Origin of the sequence: Sphingosinithalassobacter tenebrarum (assembly GCF_011057975.1) — a bacterium.
Lineage (GTDB): Bacteria > Pseudomonadota > Alphaproteobacteria > Sphingomonadales > Sphingomonadaceae > Sphingomonas > Sphingomonas tenebrarum.
In genome coordinates, this window is record NZ_CP049109.1 from 1,057,183 (window position 1) to 1,080,000 (window position 22,818).

Annotated in this window: 20 protein-coding genes, 3 tRNA genes, 1 rRNA gene and 1 pseudogene; 16 read left to right on the forward strand and 9 right to left on the reverse strand. The window is 64.9% G+C overall.

The window, feature by feature from the left end:
- Nucleotides 1–60: 60 nt before the first annotated feature.
- Together G5C33_RS05325 and G5C33_RS05330 are read right to left on the reverse strand one after the other, a co-directional pair.
- On the reverse strand, nt 61–1,332 hold the full coding sequence (locus tag G5C33_RS05325; RefSeq protein WP_165326270.1) for a cytochrome P450: 1,272 nt from the start codon (nt 1,330–1,332) through the stop codon (nt 61–63).
- A 69-nt stretch (nt 1,333–1,401) separates the two neighbouring features.
- A complete protein-coding gene (locus tag G5C33_RS05330) occupies nt 1,402–2,010 on the reverse strand; it encodes a DedA family protein (protein ID WP_165326271.1) in 609 nt (202 codons plus the stop codon).
- Nucleotides 2,011–2,089: 79 nt separating this feature from the next.
- On the opposite strand from G5C33_RS05330, the gene G5C33_RS05335 reads away from it, so the two are divergent.
- Nucleotides 2,090–2,986, forward strand: coding sequence for a tyrosine recombinase XerC (locus G5C33_RS05335; RefSeq protein WP_165326272.1), 897 nt, complete (start codon nt 2,090–2,092; stop codon nt 2,984–2,986).
- Nucleotides 2,987–3,119: 133 nt separating this feature from the next.
- On the opposite strand, the gene gshB is transcribed toward G5C33_RS05335, so the two are convergent.
- The 3 genes from gshB to rsmI form a co-directional block, all read right to left on the reverse strand.
- The gene (gene gshB / locus G5C33_RS05340) at nt 3,120–4,082 is read right to left on the reverse strand and encodes a glutathione synthase (RefSeq protein WP_165326273.1); all 963 of its coding nucleotides are present in this window, start codon (nt 4,080–4,082) and stop codon (nt 3,120–3,122) included.
- A 128-nt stretch (nt 4,083–4,210) separates the two neighbouring features.
- Entirely contained in the window at nt 4,211–4,591 is a 381-nt protein-coding gene (locus G5C33_RS05345) for a YraN family protein (RefSeq protein WP_165326274.1), read from the reverse strand.
- Nucleotides 4,591–5,538: a 16S rRNA (cytidine(1402)-2'-O)-methyltransferase gene (gene rsmI / locus G5C33_RS05350; protein ID WP_165326275.1), complete on the reverse strand. Its 948-nt coding sequence runs from the start codon at nt 5,536–5,538 to the stop codon at nt 4,591–4,593. The genes G5C33_RS05345 and rsmI overlap by 1 nt, the downstream gene beginning before the upstream one ends.
- Before the next feature lie 56 nt (nt 5,539–5,594).
- Here rsmI and G5C33_RS05355 point away from each other — a divergent pair, with 56 nt between their 5' ends.
- Nucleotides 5,595–6,746, forward strand: a complete 1,152-nt coding sequence (locus G5C33_RS05355) for a penicillin-binding protein activator (RefSeq protein ID WP_228275197.1) — start codon at nt 5,595–5,597, stop codon at nt 6,744–6,746.
- Between the two features lie 241 nt (nt 6,747–6,987).
- Here G5C33_RS05355 and hemW read toward each other — a convergent pair whose 3' ends face one another.
- Together hemW and G5C33_RS05365 are read right to left on the reverse strand one after the other, a co-directional pair.
- Nucleotides 6,988–8,172 (reverse strand): radical SAM family heme chaperone HemW, encoded by a 1,185-nt coding sequence (hemW, locus tag G5C33_RS05360; protein WP_165326277.1) that lies wholly within the window; start codon nt 8,170–8,172, stop codon nt 6,988–6,990.
- Between the two features lie 20 nt (nt 8,173–8,192).
- Nucleotides 8,193–8,266 (reverse strand) — tRNA-Gly (locus G5C33_RS05365).
- Nucleotides 8,267–8,473: 207 nt separating this feature from the next.
- On the opposite strand from G5C33_RS05365, the gene G5C33_RS05370 reads away from it, so the two are divergent.
- The 9 genes and pseudogenes from G5C33_RS05370 (at nt 8,474) to G5C33_RS05405 (ending at nt 16,834) form a co-directional block, all read left to right on the forward strand.
- Nucleotides 8,474–9,289 carry a fructosamine kinase family protein gene (locus G5C33_RS05370; protein WP_165326278.1) on the forward strand — a complete coding sequence of 272 codons (816 nt, stop codon included), beginning with the start codon at nt 8,474–8,476 and terminating at the stop codon, nt 9,287–9,289.
- A 48-nt stretch (nt 9,290–9,337) separates the two neighbouring features.
- Complete coding sequence (gene hisS, locus G5C33_RS05375) at nt 9,338–10,702, forward strand: histidine--tRNA ligase (protein WP_165326279.1); 1,365 nt, start codon at nt 9,338–9,340, stop codon at nt 10,700–10,702.
- Complete coding sequence (gene prfA / locus G5C33_RS05380) at nt 10,699–11,775, forward strand: peptide chain release factor 1 (protein ID WP_165326280.1); 1,077 nt, start codon at nt 10,699–10,701, stop codon at nt 11,773–11,775. Before hisS ends, prfA begins: the two co-directional genes overlap by 4 nt.
- Complete coding sequence (locus tag G5C33_RS05385) at nt 11,775–12,077, forward strand: hypothetical protein (RefSeq protein WP_165326281.1); 303 nt, start codon at nt 11,775–11,777, stop codon at nt 12,075–12,077. The genes prfA and G5C33_RS05385 overlap by 1 nt, the downstream gene beginning before the upstream one ends.
- On the forward strand, nt 12,074–12,886 hold the full coding sequence (gene prmC / locus G5C33_RS05390) for a peptide chain release factor N(5)-glutamine methyltransferase (RefSeq protein ID WP_407698074.1): 813 nt from the start codon (nt 12,074–12,076) through the stop codon (nt 12,884–12,886). The genes G5C33_RS05385 and prmC overlap by 4 nt, the downstream gene beginning before the upstream one ends.
- Nucleotides 12,887–13,144: 258 nt before the next feature.
- Nucleotides 13,145–13,321: pseudogene (locus tag G5C33_RS19475) on the forward strand (DUF4167 domain-containing protein); the annotation flags it as partial.
- A 213-nt stretch (nt 13,322–13,534) separates the two neighbouring features.
- Complete coding sequence (locus tag G5C33_RS19480) at nt 13,535–13,807, forward strand: hypothetical protein (RefSeq protein WP_323126192.1); 273 nt, start codon at nt 13,535–13,537, stop codon at nt 13,805–13,807.
- 127 nt (nt 13,808–13,934) lie between these two features.
- The gene (locus tag G5C33_RS05400) at nt 13,935–15,305 is read left to right on the forward strand and encodes a DUF4139 domain-containing protein (protein WP_165326284.1); all 1,371 of its coding nucleotides are present in this window, start codon (nt 13,935–13,937) and stop codon (nt 15,303–15,305) included.
- A gap of 8 nt (nt 15,306–15,313) precedes the next feature.
- A complete protein-coding gene (locus tag G5C33_RS05405; RefSeq protein WP_228275198.1) occupies nt 15,314–16,834 on the forward strand; it encodes a DUF4139 domain-containing protein in 1,521 nt (506 codons plus the stop codon).
- Between the two features lie 2 nt (nt 16,835–16,836).
- Here G5C33_RS05405 and G5C33_RS05410 read toward each other — a convergent pair whose 3' ends face one another.
- Nucleotides 16,837–17,139: a hypothetical protein gene (locus G5C33_RS05410; RefSeq protein WP_165326286.1), complete on the reverse strand. Its 303-nt coding sequence runs from the start codon at nt 17,137–17,139 to the stop codon at nt 16,837–16,839.
- A 114-nt stretch (nt 17,140–17,253) separates the two neighbouring features.
- On the opposite strand from G5C33_RS05410, the gene G5C33_RS05415 reads away from it, so the two are divergent.
- Nucleotides 17,254–17,682, forward strand: a complete 429-nt coding sequence (locus tag G5C33_RS05415; protein ID WP_165326287.1) for a CBS domain-containing protein — start codon at nt 17,254–17,256, stop codon at nt 17,680–17,682.
- Nucleotides 17,683–17,749: 67 nt separating this feature from the next.
- The gene (locus tag G5C33_RS05420) at nt 17,750–18,676 is read left to right on the forward strand and encodes a hypothetical protein (protein ID WP_165326288.1); all 927 of its coding nucleotides are present in this window, start codon (nt 17,750–17,752) and stop codon (nt 18,674–18,676) included.
- Here G5C33_RS05420 and G5C33_RS05425 read toward each other — a convergent pair whose 3' ends face one another.
- The gene (locus G5C33_RS05425) at nt 18,677–20,149 is read right to left on the reverse strand and encodes a lipopolysaccharide biosynthesis protein (protein ID WP_407698075.1); all 1,473 of its coding nucleotides are present in this window, start codon (nt 20,147–20,149) and stop codon (nt 18,677–18,679) included. It lies immediately after the preceding gene.
- Nucleotides 20,150–20,647: 498 nt separating this feature from the next.
- Here G5C33_RS05425 and G5C33_RS05430 point away from each other — a divergent pair.
- The 3 genes from G5C33_RS05430 to G5C33_RS05440 all read left to right on the forward strand — a co-directional run bounded on the left by G5C33_RS05430 (nt 20,648) and on the right by G5C33_RS05440 (nt 22,507).
- Nucleotides 20,648–22,133 (forward strand): 16S ribosomal RNA (locus G5C33_RS05430).
- 173 nt (nt 22,134–22,306) lie between these two features.
- Nucleotides 22,307–22,383, forward strand: a tRNA-Ile gene (locus G5C33_RS05435).
- Between the two features lie 48 nt (nt 22,384–22,431).
- Nucleotides 22,432–22,507, forward strand: a tRNA-Ala gene (locus G5C33_RS05440).
- The last annotated feature ends 311 nt before the right edge of the window (nt 22,508–22,818 follow it).

Consider the following 22,818-nt stretch of genomic DNA (forward strand, 5'->3'; position numbering starts at 1 on the left):
AAAAATGCGCCGCCCCGGGTCGGATCGGGGCGACGCGAGGCGGGTCGTTGGTGATTTCGCTCAGGCCGGATCGAACTCCACATGGAGCGTTTCGAGCCCGCGGATGATGTAGCTCGGTTCATAGACCAGAGCGGCGCTGCCATCGTCGCCATAGACGTCGCGCGACAGGCGGATGTCCTTGGTCTGCTGCAGAAATTTCTCCAGGATCACCCGCACCTCGGCGCGCGCCAGCGGGGCGCCGATGCAGGTGTGCGCGCCGCGTCCGAAGGCGAGATGCTCCTTGATCTTCGCGCGGCCCAGCTCGAACGCCTGCGGGTTTTCCCAGCGCATCGGATCGCGGTTCGCCGCCGACAGCGCGACGATGACGCGCTTGCCCGCCGGAATTGCCATGTCGCCGATCTTCGTATCGCGCTTTGCCAGGCGGAAGGTCGCCTTGGTCGAGCCTTCCAGGCGTAGCGCTTCCTCCAGAAACGCCGGGACCAGGCTAGTGTCGGCGCGCAGCCGCGCCTGCAGGCCGGGATCGTCGCACAGGAAGCGGATCGCATTGCCAAGCAATTTCGCGCTCGTATCCTGCCCGGCGGCGAACAGGAACATCGCCGATTTCACTACTTCGACGATGTCGGGTGTGCTGCCGTCGGGATAAGTGGCGGTGGCAAGCTCGCTCAACACGTCTTCGCGCGGGTTGGCGCGGCGATCGGTGATATAGTTCATGAAGAAGCCGCCCATGAATATCAGCGGCTGATTGGCGCGTTCGGCGGCTTCCTCCGCGTTCATGTTGCCCGGCGGCGGACCCTGGTCGATCACTTCGCGAAATTTCTCGCGATCTTCCTCGGGCACGCCCAGCAAGTCGGCGATCACCAAGGTGACGTATGGCGTGGCGATATCGTTGACCATGTCACAGCCGCCCTTCGCGACCACGTCCGCGACCATCCGCTCGGCGAGCGCCGCCATATATTCCTCGTTGGCGCGCAGGCGGGACGGGATGAAGAGGCTTCGCACCAGCGACCGCGCGGCGACGTGCGGCGCGCCGTCATAGGTCACCATCAGCTCGAGCATCGGTTCGGCACCACGATTTGCCTCGATCTGGTCGGTGATGTCGCTGCCCTGCGGTTCGAAGGGCAGGGGGCGATCGGGAACGACCGTCTGGAAGTTCGAGAAATTCTCCGAATCAAGCAGCACGTCGACGGCTTCCTGAAAGCCGGTGACGACCACCACATCGCGGCTTTCCAGCTGGTGCACCGGACCGTGAACGCGCAGATCCTCGAAATAGCTGTACGGGTCGCGCAGCACCGACAGGTCGGTGAAATAGTCGCGGTCGGTCACGGTCACCATCGTCTCGCCTCTCCCACCGGCTCTTCTTTTATGAGCCTTTGTGTATCATAAGCGAAGCGCGCGACGCGATCAATCGTCTTGCGTTTCGGGCTCCCAGCGGATGACGCGCCAGATGTACCAGCCGCCGACCAGCGCGATGAACACGATCGCGAGCGGGTTGAGCACTTGATCGATTTCGCGAAAGTTGCGGCCGAGATAATAGCCCGCACCGGCGAGAAATCCGTTCCAGATCGCGCTGCCCAATGTCGTGTAGAAGAGGAATTTGAGCCGCGGCATTTCGAGCAGTCCGGCCGGCAGCGAGATCATCGTGCGAAAGGTCGGCAGAAAGCGGAAGACGAACACCGTCATCGCGCCGCGCCGCCGGAAATGGTCGTTGAGCCGCTCGATGTCCGACCAGTGGAGCGTCAGCCAGCGGCCCCAGCGGTCGACCAGCGGGCGCAGCCGCCGATAGCCGAGCCGCCGCCCGGCCTCGTACCAGGCGAGGTTGCCTACCACCGTGCCCGCCGTGCCCGCGATCATCAGCGGCACGATCGCCATATCGCCGCGCGCCACGGCAAGCCCGCCCAGCCCCATGATCACTTCGGACGGGATCGGCGGCACGACATTTTCGAGGCACATCAGGATCGCGATGCCCCAATAGCCGCCCCAGCGGATCAGCGAGATCGCGAATTCGGTCATGGGGGGACAATCCGGGGCGATGGAATAGAGTTCCGGCGGAGGATTCCTTCGGCGCGCCATATGGCCTAGAATCGCGGGGATGGCCGATGCCGAACCCCTGCCGCTCGCTTTCGCGAATCACCTGGCCCGCGACCGGCGGCGTTCGGCGCATACCGTGCGCGCCTATCAGGCGACGGCCGAGCGGCTGCTGGCGTTCCTGCGCGGCCATTGGGGCGGCGAGGTGGGCCGGGCGGAACTGGCGAAGGTGAGCGCTGCCGACTTGCGCGCCTATCTGGCGGCGCGGCGTGGCGAGGGGCTGACCAATGTTTCGGCGGCACGCGAGCTTTCGGCGGTGCGGGGTTTCCTCAAATTCGCGGGCGGCGGCGATATCGAAATGCCGCGCGTTCGCGGGCCGCGCGTCAAGAAGGGCGTGCCGCGCCCGGTTTCGCCGCAGGAGGCGATGGCGCTTGCGGAGGAAGCGAGCGAGGACGCGGCCGAACCCTGGATCGCGGCGCGCGACTGGGCGGTGCTGCTGCTGCTCTATGGCGCCGGAATGCGGATCGGCGAGGCGGTGGGGCTGACCGGCGCGGTGCTGCCGCTCGGCGAGACGCTGCGGGTGACGGGCAAGCGCGGCAAGACGCGGATCGTGCCGCTGCTGCCGCAGGTCCGCGAGGCAGTCGAGGCCTATGCCGCGCAGACGCCCTGGGGCGTGTCGAAGGACGCGCCGCTGTTTCGCGGGGCGAAGGGCGGGCCGCTGCCGCCCGGTGCGATCCGCAAGGCGGTGCGCAAGGCGCGGGCACATCTCGGGCTTTCCGAGCGGACGACGCCGCATGCGCTGCGGCACAGCTTCGCCACGCATCTGCTCGGGCGCGGGGCCGATTTGCGGGCGCTGCAGGAGCTGTTGGGCCATGCCAGCCTCAGTTCGACGCAGATCTATACGCAAGTCGATGCGGCGCATCTGCTCGATGTCTATCGGAATGCGCATCCTCGGGCTTGAGCCCATTCCGCAAACTCCACCGTTGGCACTGAGCTTGTCGAAGTGCCGTTCTTCTTTCGCGACCGCTGGATGAAGGCAAAACGGCGCTTCGACAGGCTCAGCGCAAATGGAGGTTGGGAGCGCTGGGCAGTTGTTACCCCCGCTCCGCCACGCGGCGTTCGATCGCGTCCCAGATCATGCCGGCCGTGTCGGTGCCGTTGAACTTGTCGATCGCGACGATGCCGGTCGGCGAGGTCACGTTGATCTCCGTCAGCCATTCGCCGCCGATCACGTCGATGCCGACGAAGATCAGCCCGCGCTTCTTCAGTTCCGGCGCCAGCGCTGCGCAGATTTCCTTCTCGCGTTCGGTAAGATCGGTTTTCGCCGCCATGCCGCCGACCGCGAGGTTCGACCGGATTTCGCCTTCGCCGGGGATGCGGTTGACCGCACCTGCGACTTCGCCGTCGACCAGCACGATGCGTTTATCACCTTTCGCCACGCCCGGCAGGAACGCCTGCACCATATGCGGCTCGCGATAGGCGGTGTTGAACACTTCGATCAGCGAGGAGAGGTTGTTGCCGTCGCTGTCGATCTTGAAGATCGCCTTGCCGCCATTGCCGTGGAGCGGCTTGACCACGATCGAGCCGTGTTCGGCGAGGAAGGCCTTGGCTTCTTCCAGGCTGCGCGTCACCAGAGTCGGCGGCATGAAGCGCGCATAATCGAGCACGAACACCTTTTCGGGCGCGTTGCGGACATTGGCGGGGTCGTTCACCACCAGCGTCCTGTGCGCGATTCGTTCGAGCAGGTGCGTCACGGTGATATAGCCCAAGTCGAAGGGCGGGTCCTGCCGCATCAGCACGACATCGGCCTCTTCGCCCAGATCGAGCTTCACCGGATCGGCGAAGGTGAAGTGATTGCCTTCCTCGCGGCGCACGGTGACGGGATGCGCCTTCGTCCAGACGCGGCCGTCGGCATAGTTCAGCGCCTCGGGGGCGTAGTGGAACAGCCTGTGCCCACGCGACTGCGCCGAAAGCATCAGCGCGAAGCTGGAATCGCCCGCGATGTTGATCGAATCGAGCGGGTCCATCTGGACGGCGACGGTGAGTGGGGTTGCCACGACTTCAGTTCTCCGTTGGCCCTGAGCTTGTCGAAGGGCCGTACTTTCCTTGCGACTGCCGGATGAAGGCAGAACGGGGCTTCGACAAGCTCAGCCTAGACGGCAGATGGGAGCGGGTGGGGCGCATTTCACCCGATCCATGCGTTTTCGATGTGGCGGGGCAGCGTGCGCGGCGCCACCAGCATCACGTCGATGCGGATATCGTCGTCCGGCCCGGCATAGCGCGGCATCAGGATTTCCGCCGCCGCGGCAATGCGGGCAAGCCGGCGTTCGTCGATCGCATGGTCGAGTTCGGCGCTGGTCGCGCGGGTCTTTACCTCGACAAAGGCGATCAGCTTGCCCTTGCGCGCGACCAGATCGACTTCGCCCGAAGGCGTCCGCACGCGGCGATCAAGGATGCGCCAGCCCTTGAGCCAGAGATACCAGGCGGCTCGGCGTTCGCCGTCGCGGCCGCGCAGTTCGGCTGCCTGGCGGGATGGAGCAGGCGGGCGTTTCGTGGTTCGTGCCATCAATCCCCCTCCCGCTTGCGGGAGGGGTTAGGGGTGGGCTCGCGCTGTCCGCTGGCGGAATCGTTTGAGGAGGTCGGGTGCCCACCCCCGGCCCCTCCCGCAAGCGGGAGGGGAGGATCCTTCATCCCCAGCGCCCTTGCGTAGAGCGCCTTGCGGTCGAGGCCGAGCTTCTTCGCCACTTCGCCTGCCGCCTTGGAAGCGGGAAGGCGCGAAAGCGCCTCGGCGAGCGCGGTGTCGGCATCTTCCTCGGTGGCCGGCGGCGCTTCGCCGGGCGGGCCGACGATCACCACGATCTCCCCCCTGGGCGGGGCATCGGCATAGCGTTCCGCCAGCATCGACAGGCTGCCCGTCACGCATTCCTCGAATTTCTTGCTGATTTCGCGTGCCACGGCCGCTTCGCGATCCCCCAATCCTTCGGCAAGCGCCGAGAGGCAGGCGGAGAGGCGCGGGCCCGATTCGTAGAGGATCAGCGTCGCGCGCACGCTCGCGATTTCGGCGATCGCCTCGGCGCGTGCCTGTTGCTTGGGCGGAAGGAAGCCGAGGAAGAAGAAGCGATCGGTCGGCAGCCCGGCCAGCGTCAGTGCGGCGACGGCCGCGCAGGGGCCGGGAATCGTCACCACTGCATGGCCCGCCGCGCGCGCGTCGCGCACCAGCTTGTAGCCTGGATCGGAGATCAGCGGCGTCCCAGCGTCCGAAACCAGCGCCACAGCCTCGCTTGCCATTCGCGCGATCAGCCCGGGACGAACGGCTTCGGCATTATGGTCGTGATAGGGCGTCATCGGTCGCTTCGTCCCGATGTGCTGAAGCAGCCTTGCCGTCACACGACTGTCCTCCACGGCAACCAGATCGGCGTTCATGAGTATTTCAGCAGCGCGTGGAGACAGATCGCCGAGATTGCCGATTGGCGTAGCGACGATATAGAGGCCGGGCGACAGGGCAGATGACATCGGGGAGAGACATGGCAGACGCAATACAGATTCGGCAACATAAACGGCGCGGAATCATGCGCTGGGCTGCCATTGGCCTGATGACGATGGTCGCGGCCTGTTCTTCGGGCCCGCGAATCATTCCCGAGCCGGAACGGCCCCCGGTAACCCAGCCCACCCCGACTCAGCCGGACGTTCCGGTCGATCCCGGCCTGCCGCAGGATGAAGCGCGCCATCGCGTCGCATTGCTGGTACCGATGTCGGGTACGAACGCCGGTGTCGGCCGCTCGCTGGCCAATGCGACTCAGCTCGCCCTGCTCGATACCAATGCCGACAATATCCGAATCACCACCTATGACACCGCGACCGGCGCGGCCGCCGCAGCAACGCAGGCGATCGCCGACGGCAACGGCCTGATCCTCGGCCCGCTGCTGGCCGACGATGTCCGCGCCGTATCGCCGATCGCGCGGCGTGCGCATGTGCCGCTGCTCAGCTTTTCCAACGATGTCAGCGTGGCGGGCAACGGCACCTATATCCTGGGCTATGTCCCGTCGCAGTCGATCGGCCGCGTGGTCGATTATGCGCGGTCGAGCGGAATCACCGATTTCGCCGGGCTGATGCCGGGCGGCCTTTACGGCGAGCGCGCGTCGACCGCCTTCCTGCGCGCGGTGGAGGATGCCGGCGGCCGGGTGGTCGCGATGGAAACCTATGACGGACGGTCGGGTTCGCTGGCGAGCGCGGCCAACCGGCTCGGCGCCGATCCTTTCCAGGCGGTGCTGATCGCGGGCAGCGGCGATACCGCCGCCGCCGCCGTGCCGCTGCTGCGCCGCACCGATGGCGGCGCGACCGCCCGGGTGCTGGGCACCGAATTGTGGAATTCGGATTCGTCGATCGGATCGAAATCGGCGCTTGAAGGCGCATTCTTCGCCAGCGTTTCGAACAACTACTACCGGCAATATGCCGCCAAATATCGTTCGCGCTTCGGCTCGGCTCCCTATCGCCTGTCGACGCTCGGCTATGATTCGGTGCTGCTGACCGTGCGGATCGCGCGCGACTGGCGGGTCGGCCAGCCTTTCCCCGAAGGCCGGTTGCTGGCGAGCGACGGGTTTGCCGGGCTCGACGGGGCGTTCCGTTTCGGCCGCGACGGTATCGCCCAGCGCGCGCTTGAGGTGCAGGAAATCCGCGACGGCTCCACCGTCACGGTATCCTCGGCCCCGCGCGGCTTCTGATTCGCTCGGCGGGGAAGCGCCGACGGCGCGCTTTCCCGCGAGTCGGGTCAGAAATTGCAATAGCCTGAAACCCACGGTTTTCCGTTCAAAGTTCGCACAGGGTCGTGACGTAACCCGCGCGTGCCCGCCCGCCCGCGCGCGCCTGCGCGAAGGTGGCGCAGTATAATGGAACGTATCAGGAACATTCGTTGTAGGACAGCGGAAATTCCGGGTTACTCCCTTCCCTCTTAGGGAGGGGGATTCAGGCCGTCACCAGCTCGCGCAGCATTGCCTCCAGCACCGGCATCCCCTCTGCCGTCGCGGCGATTCGCGAGCCGCGAACCGTCAGCATTCGCTGCGCTGCCAGACGTTCCACCGCGCCCATGTCCACCGGAGCGACGCCTTCCGCCAGCGCGGCGATTCGCGCCAGATCCACGCCTTCGCGAAGGCGCAGGCCCATTAGCAGCGCCTCGACTGCGCGATCGGCCGGTGCGAGCGGTTCCTCGGCTTCGATGCCGTGGCCGTTGCGATCGAGCGCAGTCAGCCAGTTTTCGGGCTTCTTGCGGCGAAAGGTCGCGCAGCCGCCCCTGCGGCCATGCGCACCGGGGCCGACCCCGGCATAATCGCCGTAGCGCCAATAGGTCAGGTTGTGGCGGCTTTCCGCGCCCGGCCGGGCATGGTTTGAGATTTCATAGGCGGGAAGCCCCGCCGCCGCGCTCATTTCCCGAGTCATCTCGAACAGATCGGCGGCGGCATCGCCATCGGGAATGGTGAGCGCGCCCCTGGCGGCGAGCGTGGCGAAGCGCGTGCCGGGTTCGATCGTCAGCTGATAGAGCGAAAGATGCTCGGTGCCGAAGGTCAGCGCGCGGGCGAGTTCGGCCTGCCATTGCGCGGGGGTCTGGCCGGGGCGGGCATAGATCAGGTCGAAACTGACGCGCTCGAACGCGGCCTGTGCGGTATCGAGCGCGCCGAGCCCTTCGGTCACATCATGCGCCCGGCCAAGGAAGGTCAGCGCTTCGTTGTCGAGTGCCTGAAGGCCCAGCGACACGCGATTGACGCCCGCCGCCGCGATGTCGGCGAAGCGCGCCGCTTCCACCGAGGAGGGGTTGGCTTCGAGCGTGATTTCGATGCCCGGTTCGAACGACCAGTGGCGCGCCGCCGCATCGATCAGCGCGGCCACGGTTTCGGGCGGCATCAGCGACGGCGTGCCGCCGCCGAAGAAGATCGAGCCGAGGCTGCGGCCGGGAAGCTGCGCTGCTTCATGCGCGAGATCGGCGAGCAATGCCGCGCGCCATTGCGCCTGATCCACGCCCGCGCGGACATGACTGTTGAAATCGCAATAGGGGCATTTGGAAACGCAGAAGGGCCAGTGGACATAGAGCGCCAGCGGCTGCGCGCCGGAGTCGCCGTTGGCCGTGGGGGCCGGATCGGGGGAAAGCGTCGCCATCGGGATGCGGTTTGCCGCGCTGGAGCGGGTAACGGGAATCGAACCCGTATATTCAGCTTGGAAGGCTGCTGCACTACCATTGTGCTATACCCGCCCATGCGCGGACAGCGGAAGTAGCGTCGGCGCGGGGCGCGTTCAAGTGGTTTGGTGTGTACCTGCGTCGCCCCTGCGCAGGCCGGGGCCTATTGCTGCACAGTCCCTCTGATTGGCTGACACAGTCGGCGTGCTCCCTGTGTCAGGGGATTGCGTGGCACGCCACAGACTTGGGCCCCTGCCTGCGCAGGGGCGACGGGAAGGGATTATGAAGTCGCTGGCTGATCGGATCGGTGCGTTAGCCGGAAGCGCGGTTACGGCGTGCACGCCGCTTTCGGGCGGCGACCTGTCCTTGGTCGTGCGGTTCGTGCTGGCGGACGGGCGCGACGGGGTCGCCAAGAGCGGGCCGGATGTGGCGATCGAGGCGGAGATGCTCCGCACGATGGCAGTGACCGGAGTGCGGGTTCCCGAGGTGCTGGCGGTCGGCGAGGGGCTCGTCCTGATGGGGCTGGTGCCGGGACAGAGCGGGCCTTCGGGGGCTTGGGACGATCTTGCCGGACAGTTGAACCTTTTGCATCGGGGGGATGGCGGCAAGGGCGAACCGGCTTATGGTTGGCCGAGCGATTATGCCTTCGGGAAGGTCGCCATCCTCAATAAACCTGCCAACGAATGGCCGGCCTTCTGGGCGGAGAACCGCCTGCGCTGCCATATCCCGCATCTGCGCCCCCAGCTGGCGCGGCGTGTCGAGGCGCTGGTCGATGCGATCGGCGAGCATTTGCCACAATCGCCGCCGCCCGCCTTGCTCCACGGCGATTTGTGGGGCGGGAATGTGATGGCGCAGGGCGGGCGCGTCACCGGACTGATCGATCCGGCCTGCTATCATGGCGATCGCGAGGTCGATGCGGCGATGCTCACTTTGTTCGATTCGCCGCCCGTGCGCTTCTTCGATGCGCTGGGCCTTGCGCCGGGGTGGCAGGAGCGGCGGCCGGTCTATCGGCTCTGGCCGCTGCTGGTGCATGTGCGGCTGTTCGGTGGCGGATACGAAGCTTCGGTGGCGCGTGATCTGGCAGCGCTGGGTTGCTGAAACTCCCCGCTTCCGCTTCGGCCCAGTCTCGCCTAGATAGCCCGCCCAATGGCACGTATCGAAACCCCCAACCGCATTCGCGGCACGCAGGACATCTTCGGCGAAAACCAGCGACGCTTCGCCACAGTGCTGGCGACGTTCGAGCATGTCGCGCGGCTGTTCTGCTTCCAGCGCGTCGATATCCCCGTCTTCGAATCGACCGCCGTCTTCGCGCGCTCGCTGGGCGAAACGACCGATGTCGTTTCGAAGGAAATGTATTCGTTCGAGGATCGCGGCGGCGATTCGCTGACGCTGCGGCCTGAGTTCACTGCCGGGATCGCGCGTGCCTATCTCACCGAAGGGTGGCAGCAGTTCGCGCCGCTCAAGATCGTCTCGTCGGGCGCGGCGTTCCGCTATGAGCGGCCGCAAAAGGGGCGGTTTCGCCAGTTTCACCAGCTCGACGCGGAGATTCTCGGCGCCCCCGAACCGGCCGCCGAAGTCGAATTGCTGACCTTTGCCAGCCAGCTCCTGTCCGAACTGGGCATCGGCGAGGAAGTTACGCTCCAGCTCAATACGCTCGGCGATGCGGCAACGCGCGACGCGTGGCGCGATGCGCTGGTCGCGCATTTCGAGGCGCACAAGGCGGAGCTGTCCGAGGACAGCCTGATGCGGCTCGAAAAGAACCCGCTGCGTATCCTCGATTCGAAGGACCCGCGCGATCGCCCGGCAGCCGACAGCGCGCCCGATATCGACGCGTTTCTGACGCCCGAGGCGCGCGAATTCTTCGACGCGGTGACCTCCGGGCTCGACGCGGCGGGGGTGGCGTGGACGCGCAATCCGCGGCTGGTGCGCGGGCTCGATTATTATCGCCACACCGCGTTCGAATTCGTCACTGATCGGCTCGGCGCGCAGGGCACGGTGCTGGCTGGCGGGCGCTATGACGGGCTGATCGAACAGCTCGGCGGGCCGCCGACTGCGGGGATCGGCTGGGCGGCGGGCGTCGAGCGGCTGGCGATGCTGATTGCGGAGCCGGAGGCACCGCGCGTTGACGTCGTGGTTGTGCCGATGGGCGAATCGGCGGGCATTCACGCCCAGGGCGTGTTGGCGGAATTGCGCAAATCCGGGCTTCGCGCGGATATGGCGTTTCGCGGGAACATGAAGAAGCGAATGGCGCGCGCCAATGCAGAGGGAGCGCGCTTTGCAGTGATCCTTGGCGATGACGAGATTGCGGCCGACCAAGTGACGATCAAGGATTTGCGGAGCGGGGAGCAGGAGAAGCTGCTCGCGAAGCTGGCCGCCAACACGCTGGAAGAGTTCATCTGGGACGAGGGGTTTGGTGACGCTATTCCGCCGCTCGCCGAACGAATGCCTCGGAAATTGGCAGGGCAGGTTTATTGGGCGCTGCCGTCGGGTAAGATTGTAGACCGCCTATGACTCGCATCCCCGCCGACCGGATTGCCGCGATCGAGGCGCGGCGCGATGAATTGCAGGCGCAGATGGCGACCGGCGATTTGCCGGGCGAGCGTTTCGTGCAGGTTTCGAAGGAATATGCCGAGCTGGAGCCAGTGGCCGAAGCGGCCGGCCATGTCCGCCGGCTGCGGGCCGAGGCCGAAAGCCTCAGGCAGATGACGCGCGACGGCGACGCCGAACTGCGTGCGATGGCGGCCGAGGAACTGCACGCCAACGAACGCGCGCTCGAGGATGCCGAGCGCAAGCTGGCGCTTTCGCTGCTGCCGCGCGACGCCGCCGATGCGCGCCCGGCGATGCTCGAAATCCGCGCCGGGACGGGCGGTGACGAAGCAGCGCTGTTCGCGGGCGATTTGCTGCGCATGTATCAGCGCTATGCCGATCATCGCGGGTGGCGGGTCGAGCTGATTTCGGCGAGTGCTTCCGAAGCGGGCGGGTACAAGGAAGTCGTCGCCAGCGTGACCGGATCGGGCGTGTTCGCGCGGCTGAAGTTCGAAAGCGGCGTCCATCGCGTTCAGCGCGTGCCCGTCACCGAAAGCGGCGGACGCATCCATACGTCGGCGGCGACTGTCGCGGTGCTGCCCGAAGCCGAGGATGTCGACGTCCAGATCGACGACAAGGATTTGCGGATCGACATCTTCCGCGCCTCCGGCCCGGGCGGGCAGGGCGTGAACACGACGGACAGCGCGGTGCGGATCACGCACGTCCCCACCGGCATCGTCGTGATCCAGCAGGATGAGCGTTCGCAGCTCAAGAACAAGGCCAAGGCGATGAAGGTGTTGCGCACGCGGCTGTACGAGGCGGAGCGCGAGCGGCTGGCCGCCGAACGCACCGGCGCGCGGCGGTCGATGGTCGGATCGGGCGACCGTTCCGAGCGCATCCGTACCTATAATTTCCCGCAGGGCCGCGTCACCGATCACCGCATCAACCTGACCCTCCACCGCCTGCCCGAAATCCTCGAAGGCGAGATGGACGAGCTGATCGACGCGCTGATTTCCGAGGACGAGGCCGAGCGGCTGGCGCAGCTCGACGCCGCCTGATGTTTGGACGCAACGATCTTTCGCGCGCGATCGCGCTGTATCTCAATTTCGACAATGCGCCGCAGCCGAGCACCGATTTCGACCGTGTCGAAAAGGGGCTGGGCAAGCGCCGCGCGGCGAAGGTGAAGCCGCAGCTCGACCGGGCGATGGATATCCTCGCCAACCTTCGGCCCAACTGGAACCGCATGTCGCTCGACGATGCGGCGCATTGGGCGGCCGAGGAAGTGAAGGCCGCCTTTCCCGAGATCGACCGCAAGGCGATGGAGGCGATCGTCTGGGCCGCGAGCTACGGGTGGAAATAGCGCGCGTCGCGATCGCGGAGGCGGCGCGGCGGCTGGAGGGCGTGAGCGACACGCCGCGGCTCGATGCCGAATTGCTGATGGCGCATGCGATGGATTGTACGCGCGACGCGCTGTTGCTCGGGCGGCTGGGCGATGCGGCGCCGGCGGGATTCGCGGCGCTGGTCGAACGGCGGCTGGGGCATGAGCCGATCGCCTATATCACCGGGCATCGCGCATTCTGGACGATCGAGCTGATGGTCGGGCCCGGCGTGCTGGTGCCGCGCCCGGACAGCGAGACGCTGATCGAAGCGGCGGTCGCGCATTTCGGCGGGCGCGCGCCGGATCGGATCCTCGACTTGGGCACCGGGCCGGGCACGTTGTTGCTCGCCGCGCTCGACCAGTGGCCGCACGCGCGGGGGCTCGGAGTCGATGCTTCGCCGGTCGCGCTCGATTACGCACGGCGCAATGCCGACCGGCTGGGGCTCGCGGCGCGGGCGCAATTCGCGGAGGGCGACTGGGCGAAAGGGATATCGGAGCGGTTCGACCTGATACTCGCCAATCCGCCCTATATCGGGACAGGCGAGGCGCTGCCCGCCGATGTGCGCGACCATGAGCCGCGAGAGGCGCTGTTCGCGGGGGAAGCGGGGCTCGATGCCTATCGCGTGCTGATACCGCAGATTCCCGGACTGTTGGCTCCGGGCGGCATCGCGCTAGTGGAGATCGGGTCGGCCCAGGCGGAGCCGGTAACGGCGATAGCGGAGCGTGCAGGCATGTCGGCGCGGCTGTTTCGCGACCTTGCGAACCGGCCCCGCGCGCTGGCCTTGCATTGAATGCTCACGAAATCGTCATATATTTATGCTTGGATAATGGCACGCCACAGGTTAAGACCCGTCGCGGGGTGAGCACTTTCAGCATTGATGTTGCTTAAAGGAGCGCTTGCTCAATCCATTGTCATGTGAGCCGCTGCAGTCCGGCGGCCGTGGCGGGCGGAACGCACGGATGTTGCCGTGTACGCCGCCGGGACACTCGCATCCGGGATCGACGAGGATCGACGGACAGTTTTTTGAGAACAGGACAACGAAACCTTGATGAATAATCGTCAGGCCGGCCGCCGTCGCGGTCGCGGCGGGCAGCGCTCGCAGGGTAACCCCAACCAGAATAACGGGAATCGCATCGACAATCGGGCCCGCGGCAATGCCGCGCAGCTGCTCGAGAAATACAAGAATCTCGCGCGGGACGCGCAGACTCAGGGCGATCGCGTCAACACCGAATATTATCTGCAGTTCGCGGATCATTATTTCCGCGTCCTCAACGAAAACCGCGCGCGGCAGGAGGAAAACCAGCGCCGCAGCCGCGGGGATTCGGATGATGAGGGCGATGGCGAATTCGAGAATGAAGCCGCCAATCAGGACGAGCAGCCCCGCAAGGAGCGTCGCGAGCGCCGCAATGGCCGCGCGAACGGCCACGCCAACGGCGCCGTGAGCGGCAAGTCCGACGACGGTGAAGACACCGCCGAGACCGGCAAGGAAGCGGCCGGGGCCGATACCGACGCCGAAGCCGAGGAAGCGCCCAAGCCGCGCCGCCGCGGCCGCCCGCGCAAGGCCGAAGCCTCCGAGGATACGCCCGCCGAAGGCATCGAGGCGGCATTGCCGCCCGCGCTGGGCGCGGCCGATGGCGAAGAGGCTCCCAAGCCGCGCCGCCGCCGTACGACCAAGCCCAAGGTCGAAGGCGAAGGCGAAGCCGCCGCGTAATGACAGGAAACCCCGGAGCCGGTGCTCCGGGGTTTTTGTTTGCGCGGGGGAATCGCGCCCGGGCAAATTCGTCATGGATTGTTCGGGCCGGGACGCTAAGCTCCTCCCAAAATATGGGGGAGGCTATATGCGTGTACTGGCTCTGGGATTGATCGTCGCCGGCCTGCCCGGTGCGGCGGTGGCGCAGGAGATGCCGGGCGCGACCGCGCAGGGTGATGTCGCCGTCACCATCTACAACAACGATATGGCGCTGGTGCAGGACACGCGGATGCTCGCGCTTCCCGCCGGGCGCAGCCAGCAGATATTCCCCGATGTCTCGGCGCGCATCCGCCCCGAGACCGTGACGCTCGCCGCCAGCGGCGTGCAGATCGTCGAGCAGAATTTCGATTATGACCTGCTGACTCCCGAAAAGCTGATGGACAAGGCGGTCGGATCGACGATCACGCTGGTCCGCAACGGGCGCAGCGAAACCGCGCGCGTGCTGGCCAATAACGGCGGCACGATCGTGCAGATCGGCGACCGGATCGAAGTGCTCGACGATGACAGCGGGCGCGTGGTTTTCGGATCGCTGCCGTCCAATCTGCGTGCGCGCCCCACGCTTTCGATCACGATGGACAGCGCGCGGGCGGGAACGCGGCCGGTGACGCTCACCTATCTTTCGCGCGGGCTCGACTGGAGTGCGGACTATGTCGCGCTGTTCGATGAAACCGCCGGGCAGATCGACGTGCAGGGGTGGGTGACGCTGAACAACAACAGCGGCACCAGCTTCACCAATGCCAACACGATCCTGGTCGCGGGCACGCCGGGCCAGTCGGGCGGCGGCGGGCGCTATGGCGCTTCGGCGCCGCGCGGCAATGCGCCGGGTACCGAAAGCGCCAATCGCGAGCGGCTGGGCGACTATTATCTCTATCCGCTGGCCGAACGCACCACCATCGCCAATGCCCAGCAGAAGCAGGTGAGCTTCCTCGACGTATCGGGCGCGCCTGCCGCGAAGGCCTATTATTATCGCAACGGCTGGCTGGGCCAGAGCAGCGACGCGCAGAGCTTCGATACGGTGCTGCGCTTTTCCTCCTCCGCCAATGGCGGGCTGGGCGATGCGCTGCCTGCCGGCACGGTGCGCGTCTATATGCGCGACGCGCGCGGGACGCCGCAGTTCATCGGCGAAAGCAATATTGGCCACACGCCGATGGGATCGCAGCTCGCGCTCAAGACCGGTGAAGCGTTCGACGTGAAGGTGCAGCCGACCGTGGTCGCGCGGACGCGAATCAACGATCGCCGCTGGCGCACCGAGATGCGGTACAAGTTCACCAATGCCCGGCCCGAGGACGTGACGGTCGAGTTCGTTCAGGCGGGCCTCGACAGCTGGTGGGACGATACACGCATCACGCAGGAATCGATGCCGTCCGAACGGCGCAACTCGGATCAGGCACTGTGGACGGTGACGGTGCCCGCCAATGGCGAAGCCGAAGTCACCGCGACGTTCGACACGCGTTTCTGAGCCGCGCGATGCGGATCGTCCGCCTTGCCCTGCTCTCCTCTGCGCTGGCATCCGCCTCGCCCGGGCTTGCGCAGACGATGGTAACGTCCGACGCGCCGGGCGCGGTTGCCGTTACCATCTATCGCGCGCCCGCCCGCAACCCGGACCAGGAAATGGATCTCGACTGGCTCGAAGGCTATGCGCTGGTCAGCGAGACGCGGACGATCGAGATTCCCGCCGGGCGCTCGATCATCCGGTTCGAAGGCGTCGCGGCGGGGATGCTTCCCGAAAGCGCGATCGTCACCGGATTGCCCGCCGAAGCGCGCGAGAAGAATCTCGACGCCGATCTGCTGTCCCCGCGCAGCCTCTATGCGCGTAGCTTCGGGCGGCCGGTCACGATCCGCCGCGTGGGGCAGGGGAGCAGCACCGAGGAACGGGCGATCATCCGTTCGGGGCCGGACGGCGCGGCGATATTGCAGACCGCCGACGGGTTCGAGGCGCTCGATTGCGGGCCGACCGACGATGCGATCGTCTATGACGGCGTGCCGGAGGGGCTTTCGGCCAAGCCGACGCTTTCGGTGCAAATCGATTCGCCGCGCGCGGGGTGGGCGACGGTGCAGCTTTCCTATCTCGCCTGGGGATTCGACTGGCAGGCCAATTATGTCGCGACGCTCGATCCCGAGGGAGACGGCGTGCGGCTGACCGGCTGGGTGACGCTGGCGAGCAGCGATTCGACGACTTTCCCGGACGCCGAGACGATGGTGGTGGCGGGCGAGGTCAATCGCGAGGATTCGGCTCCCTATCCCGACGACCCGGAAGGCGCGGTCAGCTTCACCTGTTTTGCGGCTCCGATGCCGATGCCGATGATGGTTCCGCCGCCGCCCCCGCCGCCGGCGCCGGCAGCAATGGCGGTGCCGGTTCAGCGTGACCTGAGCGAAATCGTTGTCACGGGATCGGGTACCACCGCGGTTCAGGAGGAACTGGGCGACCTCAAACTCTATCGCGTACCGTTTCCGACCGATGTCGCGGCGATGGCGCAGAAGCAGGTCGCGCTGCTCGAGCGCGAATCAGTGAAGCTCGACCTGATCTATCGATTCGATGTCGCATATGATTATGACCGGATGCCCGCGCGGATTGTGCTGCGCGGCCGCAACCGTGAAAGCGACGGGCTGGGCCTGCCGCTGCCCGCCGGACCGGTCGCGCTGTTCCGGCCTTATGGCGATACGCGGCTGCTGATCGGCGAAGGCGCGATCGACGACACGGCGATCGACGAGAAAGTCGATGTCGATGTGGCCGAAGCGACGCAGCTGATCGCCGCCGTCGTGAACCGCAGTGAGAAGAAAGGCCGGTTCGATCGCGAAGTGACGATGACCAACGCGCTGCCGGGCGCGGTGGCGGGCGAGGCGATGTTGGGGCCGGTCGCCTATTTTCGCCTTTCGCGCTTTTCGGGGCCGGGGCGCGTGATCGAGCGCGACGGCAAGTATGTGTGGGTCGGCGAACTGCCCGCCAATGCCGCGACGGTGATTCGCTATCGGCTGCGCGAGCGCTGAACTCAGTCGCCGATGTCGATTTCGCCCGCGAGCGGATCCTCGATTCGCTCGTCATGGCCGCTGCCCGAGCTGAGGAACATCAGCCCCATCAGCGCGGCGGCGAGGAAGACCGTGAAGAACACGCCCAGCACCGTCGCGATCAGCATGTGAATCTGGAACTCGCCGAGCAGCCACCACATGATTCCCGCGCAGACCAGCGCGACCAGCAGCGCAAAGCCGCTCATCCAGCCGAGGATGCGGCGATACCGGCCCCATGCGAAGGCGGCATATTCGGGATCGTCCAGATCGGGGATGCGGTGCGACATGTTTTGCAATTGGGGCCGAAAGGTGAAATCCTCAAGCGCCTGAAACGAATTTGCCCGCGCGAGCCGGTGCCGTTCGGGTGAAAACAGAAATGCACCGGGTTGAGGAGATAGGCCATGACTATCGCGACAATCCTGAGCGGACGCGACCAGGACATCGTTTCGATCCCCGGGGATCGCCCCGTGCGCGACGCGGTCGCGATGCTGGCCAGCCGCCGAATCGGTGCCATGCCGGTGATGGTGGGCGAGGATGTCGCCGGCATCTTTTCCGAACGCGACATTCTCTATTGTCTCGATCGCGACGGCGCTTCGGTGCTCGATCGGCCGGTGCGCGAAGTGATGACCGCGCCCGCCATCACTGTGACGAGCGAGGAAGGCGTGCTCGATGCGCTCGCGCTGATGACGCGGCGGCGCATACGTCACTTGCCGGTGGTCGATGACGGCAGGATGATCGGCTTCGTTTCGATCGGCGACCTGGTGAAGCATCGCATGGACAAGATCGAATCGGAAGCCGATGCGATGCGCGACTATATCCGCACCGCCTGATTTTCCGGCGCGCGGTCTGCCCGCGCTTACGCTTGCTTAATGCGCCGCTTGCTATCGATGCGGCGACATGGCGACGCTATCCGAGCATCTTCACTGGCATGTGGCGCAGGCATGGCACCTGCGCCGCGCGCGCGGCATATTGGCGACACCGCCGATCGTGCCGCGCGATGATGGCGTCATCCTCTATTCGATGATCGGCACCCGGGTGCTGCTTCCCTATCTGGTGGCGGTGAAGTCGCTGCACGCGCGGCTCGGCCGCGGGCGGGTGGTGATCCTTGATGACGGCACGCTGACCGCGGCGGATCGCAGGACGCTGGACCATCATCTCGGCAATCCCGAAATTCACGGTATCGCCTCGGTCGATCTGGGCGGCTGCCCGCCCAAAAGCTGTTGGGAGCGATTGCTGCTGCTGCTCGAATTGCGGCGCGATCATTATGTGATCCAGCTCGATTCGGACACGGTGACGCTGGGCCCGGTGCCCGAAGTCGCCGATGCCATCGACGCCGGGCGCGATTTCACGCTGCGCGGCGAAAGCGATTCGGAATGGATGCCGCTCGACGCGTTCCTGGCGACCCGGCCCGATGTCGATCCGTGCGATCCGGCCACGCATATCCAGGCGGCGGCCGAGGCGATCCTGGGCCGCGTCGATGCGGGGCTACCGGCCGACCGGCACTATGTTCGCGGCTGCGCGGGCTTTGCCGGATTCGCGCCGGGCGGGCTCGGTCCCGATGTCGCGCGCGCGTTCAGCGCCGAGGCGGAAGCGCTGCTGGGCCGCGACAACTGGAAACGCTGGGGCAGCGAGCAGGTGATGTCGAACGTCATCATCGCCAATGAAGGGCCGCCGGTGCTGCTGCCCTATGACCGCTATCTCAATTACTGGAACGAGCCGCTGCCGGGCGACGCGGCGTTCGTGCATTTCATCGGCACCTATCGCTTTCATCGCGGCGCCTATGTCGATGCGACTCTGCGCGCCTCGCGATCCCTCGCCGCCTGATCAGCCCTCGCGGCGCGCGAGCGCCAGCAGCTCGGCAACACTGTCCCGCGCAAAGATCAGCAGCCACAGGCCATAGACCGCCGCCCCCGCCACCACGTCGATCGCCAGCCGGGGCAGGGGGGCGAGCAACATCGCCTCGCGATCGATCAGCAATACCGCCACGGCCATTCCGAGGGCCGCGAGCAGTGAGGGGCGAAGCGCATCGGCCAGATCGCCGAGCCGCACCTCGAGCGCGGGCAGCGTCCAGATCGCGGCGATCAGGACGAGCATCGGATAGGCCGCGACCCAGGCGAGGGTCAGGCCCTGCGCCCCCGAATGCGCGCCGATCAGGAACGCGACCGGCAGCATCACCGAACCGACCATCGAATTGCGCAGGCTGAGATCCGGCCGGCCGAGCGCTTCGAGCGCGGGGGTGAACAGGACGATCAGCGTCATGAACGGCATCGCGAATGCCAGCGTGCGGACCAGCGGCGCGGTGCCCAGCCACTTCTCGCCCAGCACGACATGCACCAGCGGTTCGGCGGTCACGGCCATGCCCGCGTAAAAGGGGAGCCCGATCACGAAGATGATGCGCACGCCCTTCAGAAAGGCGGAGGCATAGGCGTCATGGTCGCCGCGAATCCGCGAATAGGCAGAAAAGGCGACTTCGTTGATCGGCGGCACGAATTTGGTGACGAACATCTGGGTAAGGAACAGCGCCGTCGTATAGAGGCCGAGTTCCGCCGCGGAAAAGATGCGCCCGGCGATGAAGATGTCGGCCTGGGTTTGCAGGAACCAGAAGACCTGGGTGACGCCGACCACCGCGCCATAACGCGCGATCCATCCCGCCCCGCGAAAATCGAATCGCGGCAGCATGAAGGTGCGCGCGGCAATGGTGAGCCCCAACGCGCGCACCGCGAACAGCGTCAGCGGTGCGAGCACCAGCGTCCATACGCCAAGTCCTGCGAGCGCGCCCGCGAGCGCGGCGGCCGCGCCGGCGATTCCCGATATCAGGTTCACCTGTGCCTGGTGGCGAAAGTCCATCGCGCGCGAGAGCACGGCATAGGCCAGCGCGATCGGCGGCGTGGTGAGATAGAGCAACGCCTGCACCCGCAGCAGCGAAGCAACCATCGGCTCGCGATAATAGGCGGCGGCAAGCGGCGCGAGCGCGAGCTGGGTCGCGGCAAGTGCGAGATTGAGCACGATCAGCATGCCGAGCAGTTGCTGCAGCTGCCGTCGCTCGACGGCCTCTTCGCGAATCACCGCGTTCGCGAATCCGAATCCGTTGACGATGTTCAGCAGCACCAGAACCACCGATGTCATCGCGAACAGACCGTAATCGGCGGGCGAAAGGATACGAATCACCAGGAATGTGGATGCCCAGGTGATGAGCTGGCCCAGAATCTGGGTTCCCGAACGCCAGATCACGGCGCTGCGAACCTGATTCCTAAGCGAGTCGGGGCCCTGATTCGGGCTTTCGGCGGTTGATTCGATCACCCCAACCATTTGGCACGACATCATTACCGTGTCGTAAAGCGCGGATTTCTGCGGCTTTCAGACAGAACGAAAGAAAATTGCAAAAAAGGGTTTGACGGGTGGGGGCGTCAGGCATAGAAGCCACTCCACCGACGCAGCGGGCCACACGGAACGCTTCGACGGTCACCAAAAACCAGGCGCTTCAGTCGCCCCGAGAAAAAGGGGTTGGCAAGGCGTCGGTCTTTTGCGCTCTTTGACATTGTGATTTTAGATGAAGGGACATGTGGGCGGCGGCCCCGGGTCCGGCATTCAAGGTGTCGGGTACTCGGAAAAACCAAGCCGTTCCAATGGTTTCCACTTCGGTGGTTATCATGAAACATGTCCTTACACGTTTCCATTACGTGACGATGACGATTGAGGTTCGCCTCATTCGATATCGTAAGATTTGTGCAGGAACGGCTCCTTGAAATGAGCGGGCTTGCCGGGGACTATTCCTCCTCGGCCGGTTCGAACATCAAACTTGAGAGTTTGATCCTGGCTCAGAACGAACGCTGGCGGCATGCCTAACACATGCAAGTCGAACGAGATCTTCGGATCTAGTGGCGCACGGGTGCGTAACGCGTGGGAATCTGCCCTGGGGTGCGGAATAACTCGGAGAAATTCGTGCTAATACCGCATAATGTCGTAAGACCAAAGATTTATCGCCCTGGGATGAGCCCGCGTAAGATTAGCTTGTTGGTGAGGTAAAAGCTCACCAAGGCGACGATCTTTAGCTGGTCTGAGAGGATGATCAGCCACACTGGGACTGAGACACGGCCCAGACTCCTACGGGAGGCAGCAGTGGGGAATATTGGACAATGGGGGAAACCCTGATCCAGCAATGCCGCGTGAGTGATGAAGGCCCTAGGGTTGTAAAGCTCTTTTACCCGGGATGATAATGACAGTACCGGGAGAATAAGCTCCGGCTAACTCCGTGCCAGCAGCCGCGGTAATACGGAGGGAGCTAGCGTTGTTCGGAATTACTGGGCGTAAAGCGCACGTAGGCGGCTTTGTAAGTTAGAGGTGAAAGCCTGGAGCTCAACTCCAGAACTGCCTTTAAGACTGCATCGCTTGAATCCAGGAGAGGTGAGTGGAATTCCGAGTGTAGAGGTGAAATTCGTAGATATTCGGAAGAACACCAGTGGCGAAGGCGGCTCACTGGACTGGTATTGACGCTGAGGTGCGAAAGTGTGGGGAGCAAACAGGATTAGATACCCTGGTAGTCCACACCGTAAACGATGATAACTAGCTGTCGGGGTGCTTGGCACTTCGGTGGCGCAGCTAACGCATTAAGTTATCCGCCTGGGGAGTACGGTCGCAAGATTAAAACTCAAAGGAATTGACGGGGGCCTGCACAAGCGGTGGAGCATGTGGTTTAATTCGAAGCAACGCGCAGAACCTTACCAACGTTTGACATGCCCGGACGACTGGCAGAGATGCCTTTCTTCCCTTCGGGGACTGGGACACAGGTGCTGCATGGCTGTCGTCAGCTCGTGTCGTGAGATGTTGGGTTAAGTCCCGCAACGAGCGCAACCCTCGCCTTTAGTTACCATCATTTAGTTGGGTACTCTAAAGGAACCGCCGGTGATAAGCCGGAGGAAGGTGGGGATGACGTCAAGTCCTCATGGCCCTTACGCGTTGGGCTACACACGTGCTACAATGGCAGGTACAGTGGGCAGCAATCACGCGAGTGTGAGCTAATCTCCAAAACCTGTCTCAGTTCGGATTGTTCTCTGCAACTCGAGAGCATGAAGGCGGAATCGCTAGTAATCGCGGATCAGCATGCCGCGGTGAATACGTTCCCAGGCCTTGTACACACCGCCCGTCACACCATGGGAGTTGGATTCACCCGAAGGTGGTGCGCTAACCTTTTAGGAGGCAGCCAACCACGGTGGGTTCAGCGACTGGGGTGAAGTCGTAACAAGGTAGCCGTAGGGGAACCTGCGGCTGGATCACCTCCTTTCTAAGGATATCGGCGGAAAGCGCCGACTGGTTCGCCAGTCGGAAGAGCTTCCTCCATTCCAAAGAACATAGCCGCCGTCCTCATGTCCCTTCATCACTGGATACCATCTCTTCGGAGATGGGCGCCTGAGCTGGCTTCTGCCCCTCGCGGCCTTTTGGCCGGCAAAGGGCAAGGGGCCGGTAGCTCAGGTGGTTAGAGCGCACGCCTGATAAGCGTGAGGTCGTAGGTTCAACTCCTACTCGGCCCACCACGAGCTTGATCGGCCCGATGCAGCGACCCATATGGGTCACGCAGCTACGGGGCCTTAGCTCAGTTGGGAGAGCGCTAGCTTTGCAAGCTTGAGGTCGTCGGTTCGATCCCGACAGGCTCCACCAGCTGCCTTGCTGATATCCAGGGATGAAGCAACGAGATTGCCGTGCACTTCGTGTGTGGCATGTTTGCGGGATCTGCCCGCAGTTCTTTGACATTGTGAATGGGTTTTTCAAATCGATGCCGTGGCGGCAGCGATGAAGGTTTTCGGACCGGATTTGTTGTTGTCACTTTGTCGGGCGACATCATTGTGACCGCTTTGATGATCGTCCGAATTTCAAGGCTGAGATTATCATCCACACCAAGATACCTCGACGCACTGCTCTTGCCGAGTTTCGTGTCGGTCTTATGGCCGATCCAGTGCTGTCGTTGGTGG

What these genes read in the sequence shown, in the direction of transcription:
- G5C33_RS05325 (WP_165326270.1), bottom strand. Translation starts at nt 1,332, where the DNA reads ATGGTGACCGTGACCGACCGCGACTATTTCACCGACCTGTCGGTGCTG.
- G5C33_RS05330 (WP_165326271.1), bottom strand. Translation starts at nt 2,010, where the DNA reads ATGACCGAATTCGCGATCTCGCTGATCCGCTGGGGCGGCTATTGGGGC.
- G5C33_RS05335 (WP_165326272.1), top strand. Translation starts at nt 2,090, where the DNA reads ATGGCCGATGCCGAACCCCTGCCGCTCGCTTTCGCGAATCACCTGGCC.
- G5C33_RS05345 (WP_165326274.1), bottom strand. Translation starts at nt 4,591, where the DNA reads ATGGCACGAACCACGAAACGCCCGCCTGCTCCATCCCGCCAGGCAGCC.
- rsmI (WP_165326275.1), bottom strand. Translation starts at nt 5,538, where the DNA reads ATGTCATCTGCCCTGTCGCCCGGCCTCTATATCGTCGCTACGCCAATC.
- G5C33_RS05355 (WP_228275197.1), top strand. Translation starts at nt 5,595, where the DNA reads ATGCGCTGGGCTGCCATTGGCCTGATGACGATGGTCGCGGCCTGTTCT.
- hemW (WP_165326277.1), bottom strand. Translation starts at nt 8,172, where the DNA reads ATGGCGACGCTTTCCCCCGATCCGGCCCCCACGGCCAACGGCGACTCC.
- G5C33_RS05370 (WP_165326278.1), top strand. Translation starts at nt 8,474, where the DNA reads ATGAAGTCGCTGGCTGATCGGATCGGTGCGTTAGCCGGAAGCGCGGTT.
- hisS (WP_165326279.1), top strand. Translation starts at nt 9,338, where the DNA reads ATGGCACGTATCGAAACCCCCAACCGCATTCGCGGCACGCAGGACATC.
- prfA (WP_165326280.1), top strand. Translation starts at nt 10,699, where the DNA reads ATGACTCGCATCCCCGCCGACCGGATTGCCGCGATCGAGGCGCGGCGC.
- G5C33_RS05385 (WP_165326281.1), top strand. Translation starts at nt 11,775, where the DNA reads ATGTTTGGACGCAACGATCTTTCGCGCGCGATCGCGCTGTATCTCAAT.
- G5C33_RS05400 (WP_165326284.1), top strand. Translation starts at nt 13,935, where the DNA reads ATGCGTGTACTGGCTCTGGGATTGATCGTCGCCGGCCTGCCCGGTGCG.
- G5C33_RS05405 (WP_228275198.1), top strand. Translation starts at nt 15,314, where the DNA reads ATGCGGATCGTCCGCCTTGCCCTGCTCTCCTCTGCGCTGGCATCCGCC.
- G5C33_RS05410 (WP_165326286.1), bottom strand. Translation starts at nt 17,139, where the DNA reads ATGTCGCACCGCATCCCCGATCTGGACGATCCCGAATATGCCGCCTTC.
- G5C33_RS05415 (WP_165326287.1), top strand. Translation starts at nt 17,254, where the DNA reads ATGACTATCGCGACAATCCTGAGCGGACGCGACCAGGACATCGTTTCG.
- G5C33_RS05420 (WP_165326288.1), top strand. Translation starts at nt 17,750, where the DNA reads ATGGCGACGCTATCCGAGCATCTTCACTGGCATGTGGCGCAGGCATGG.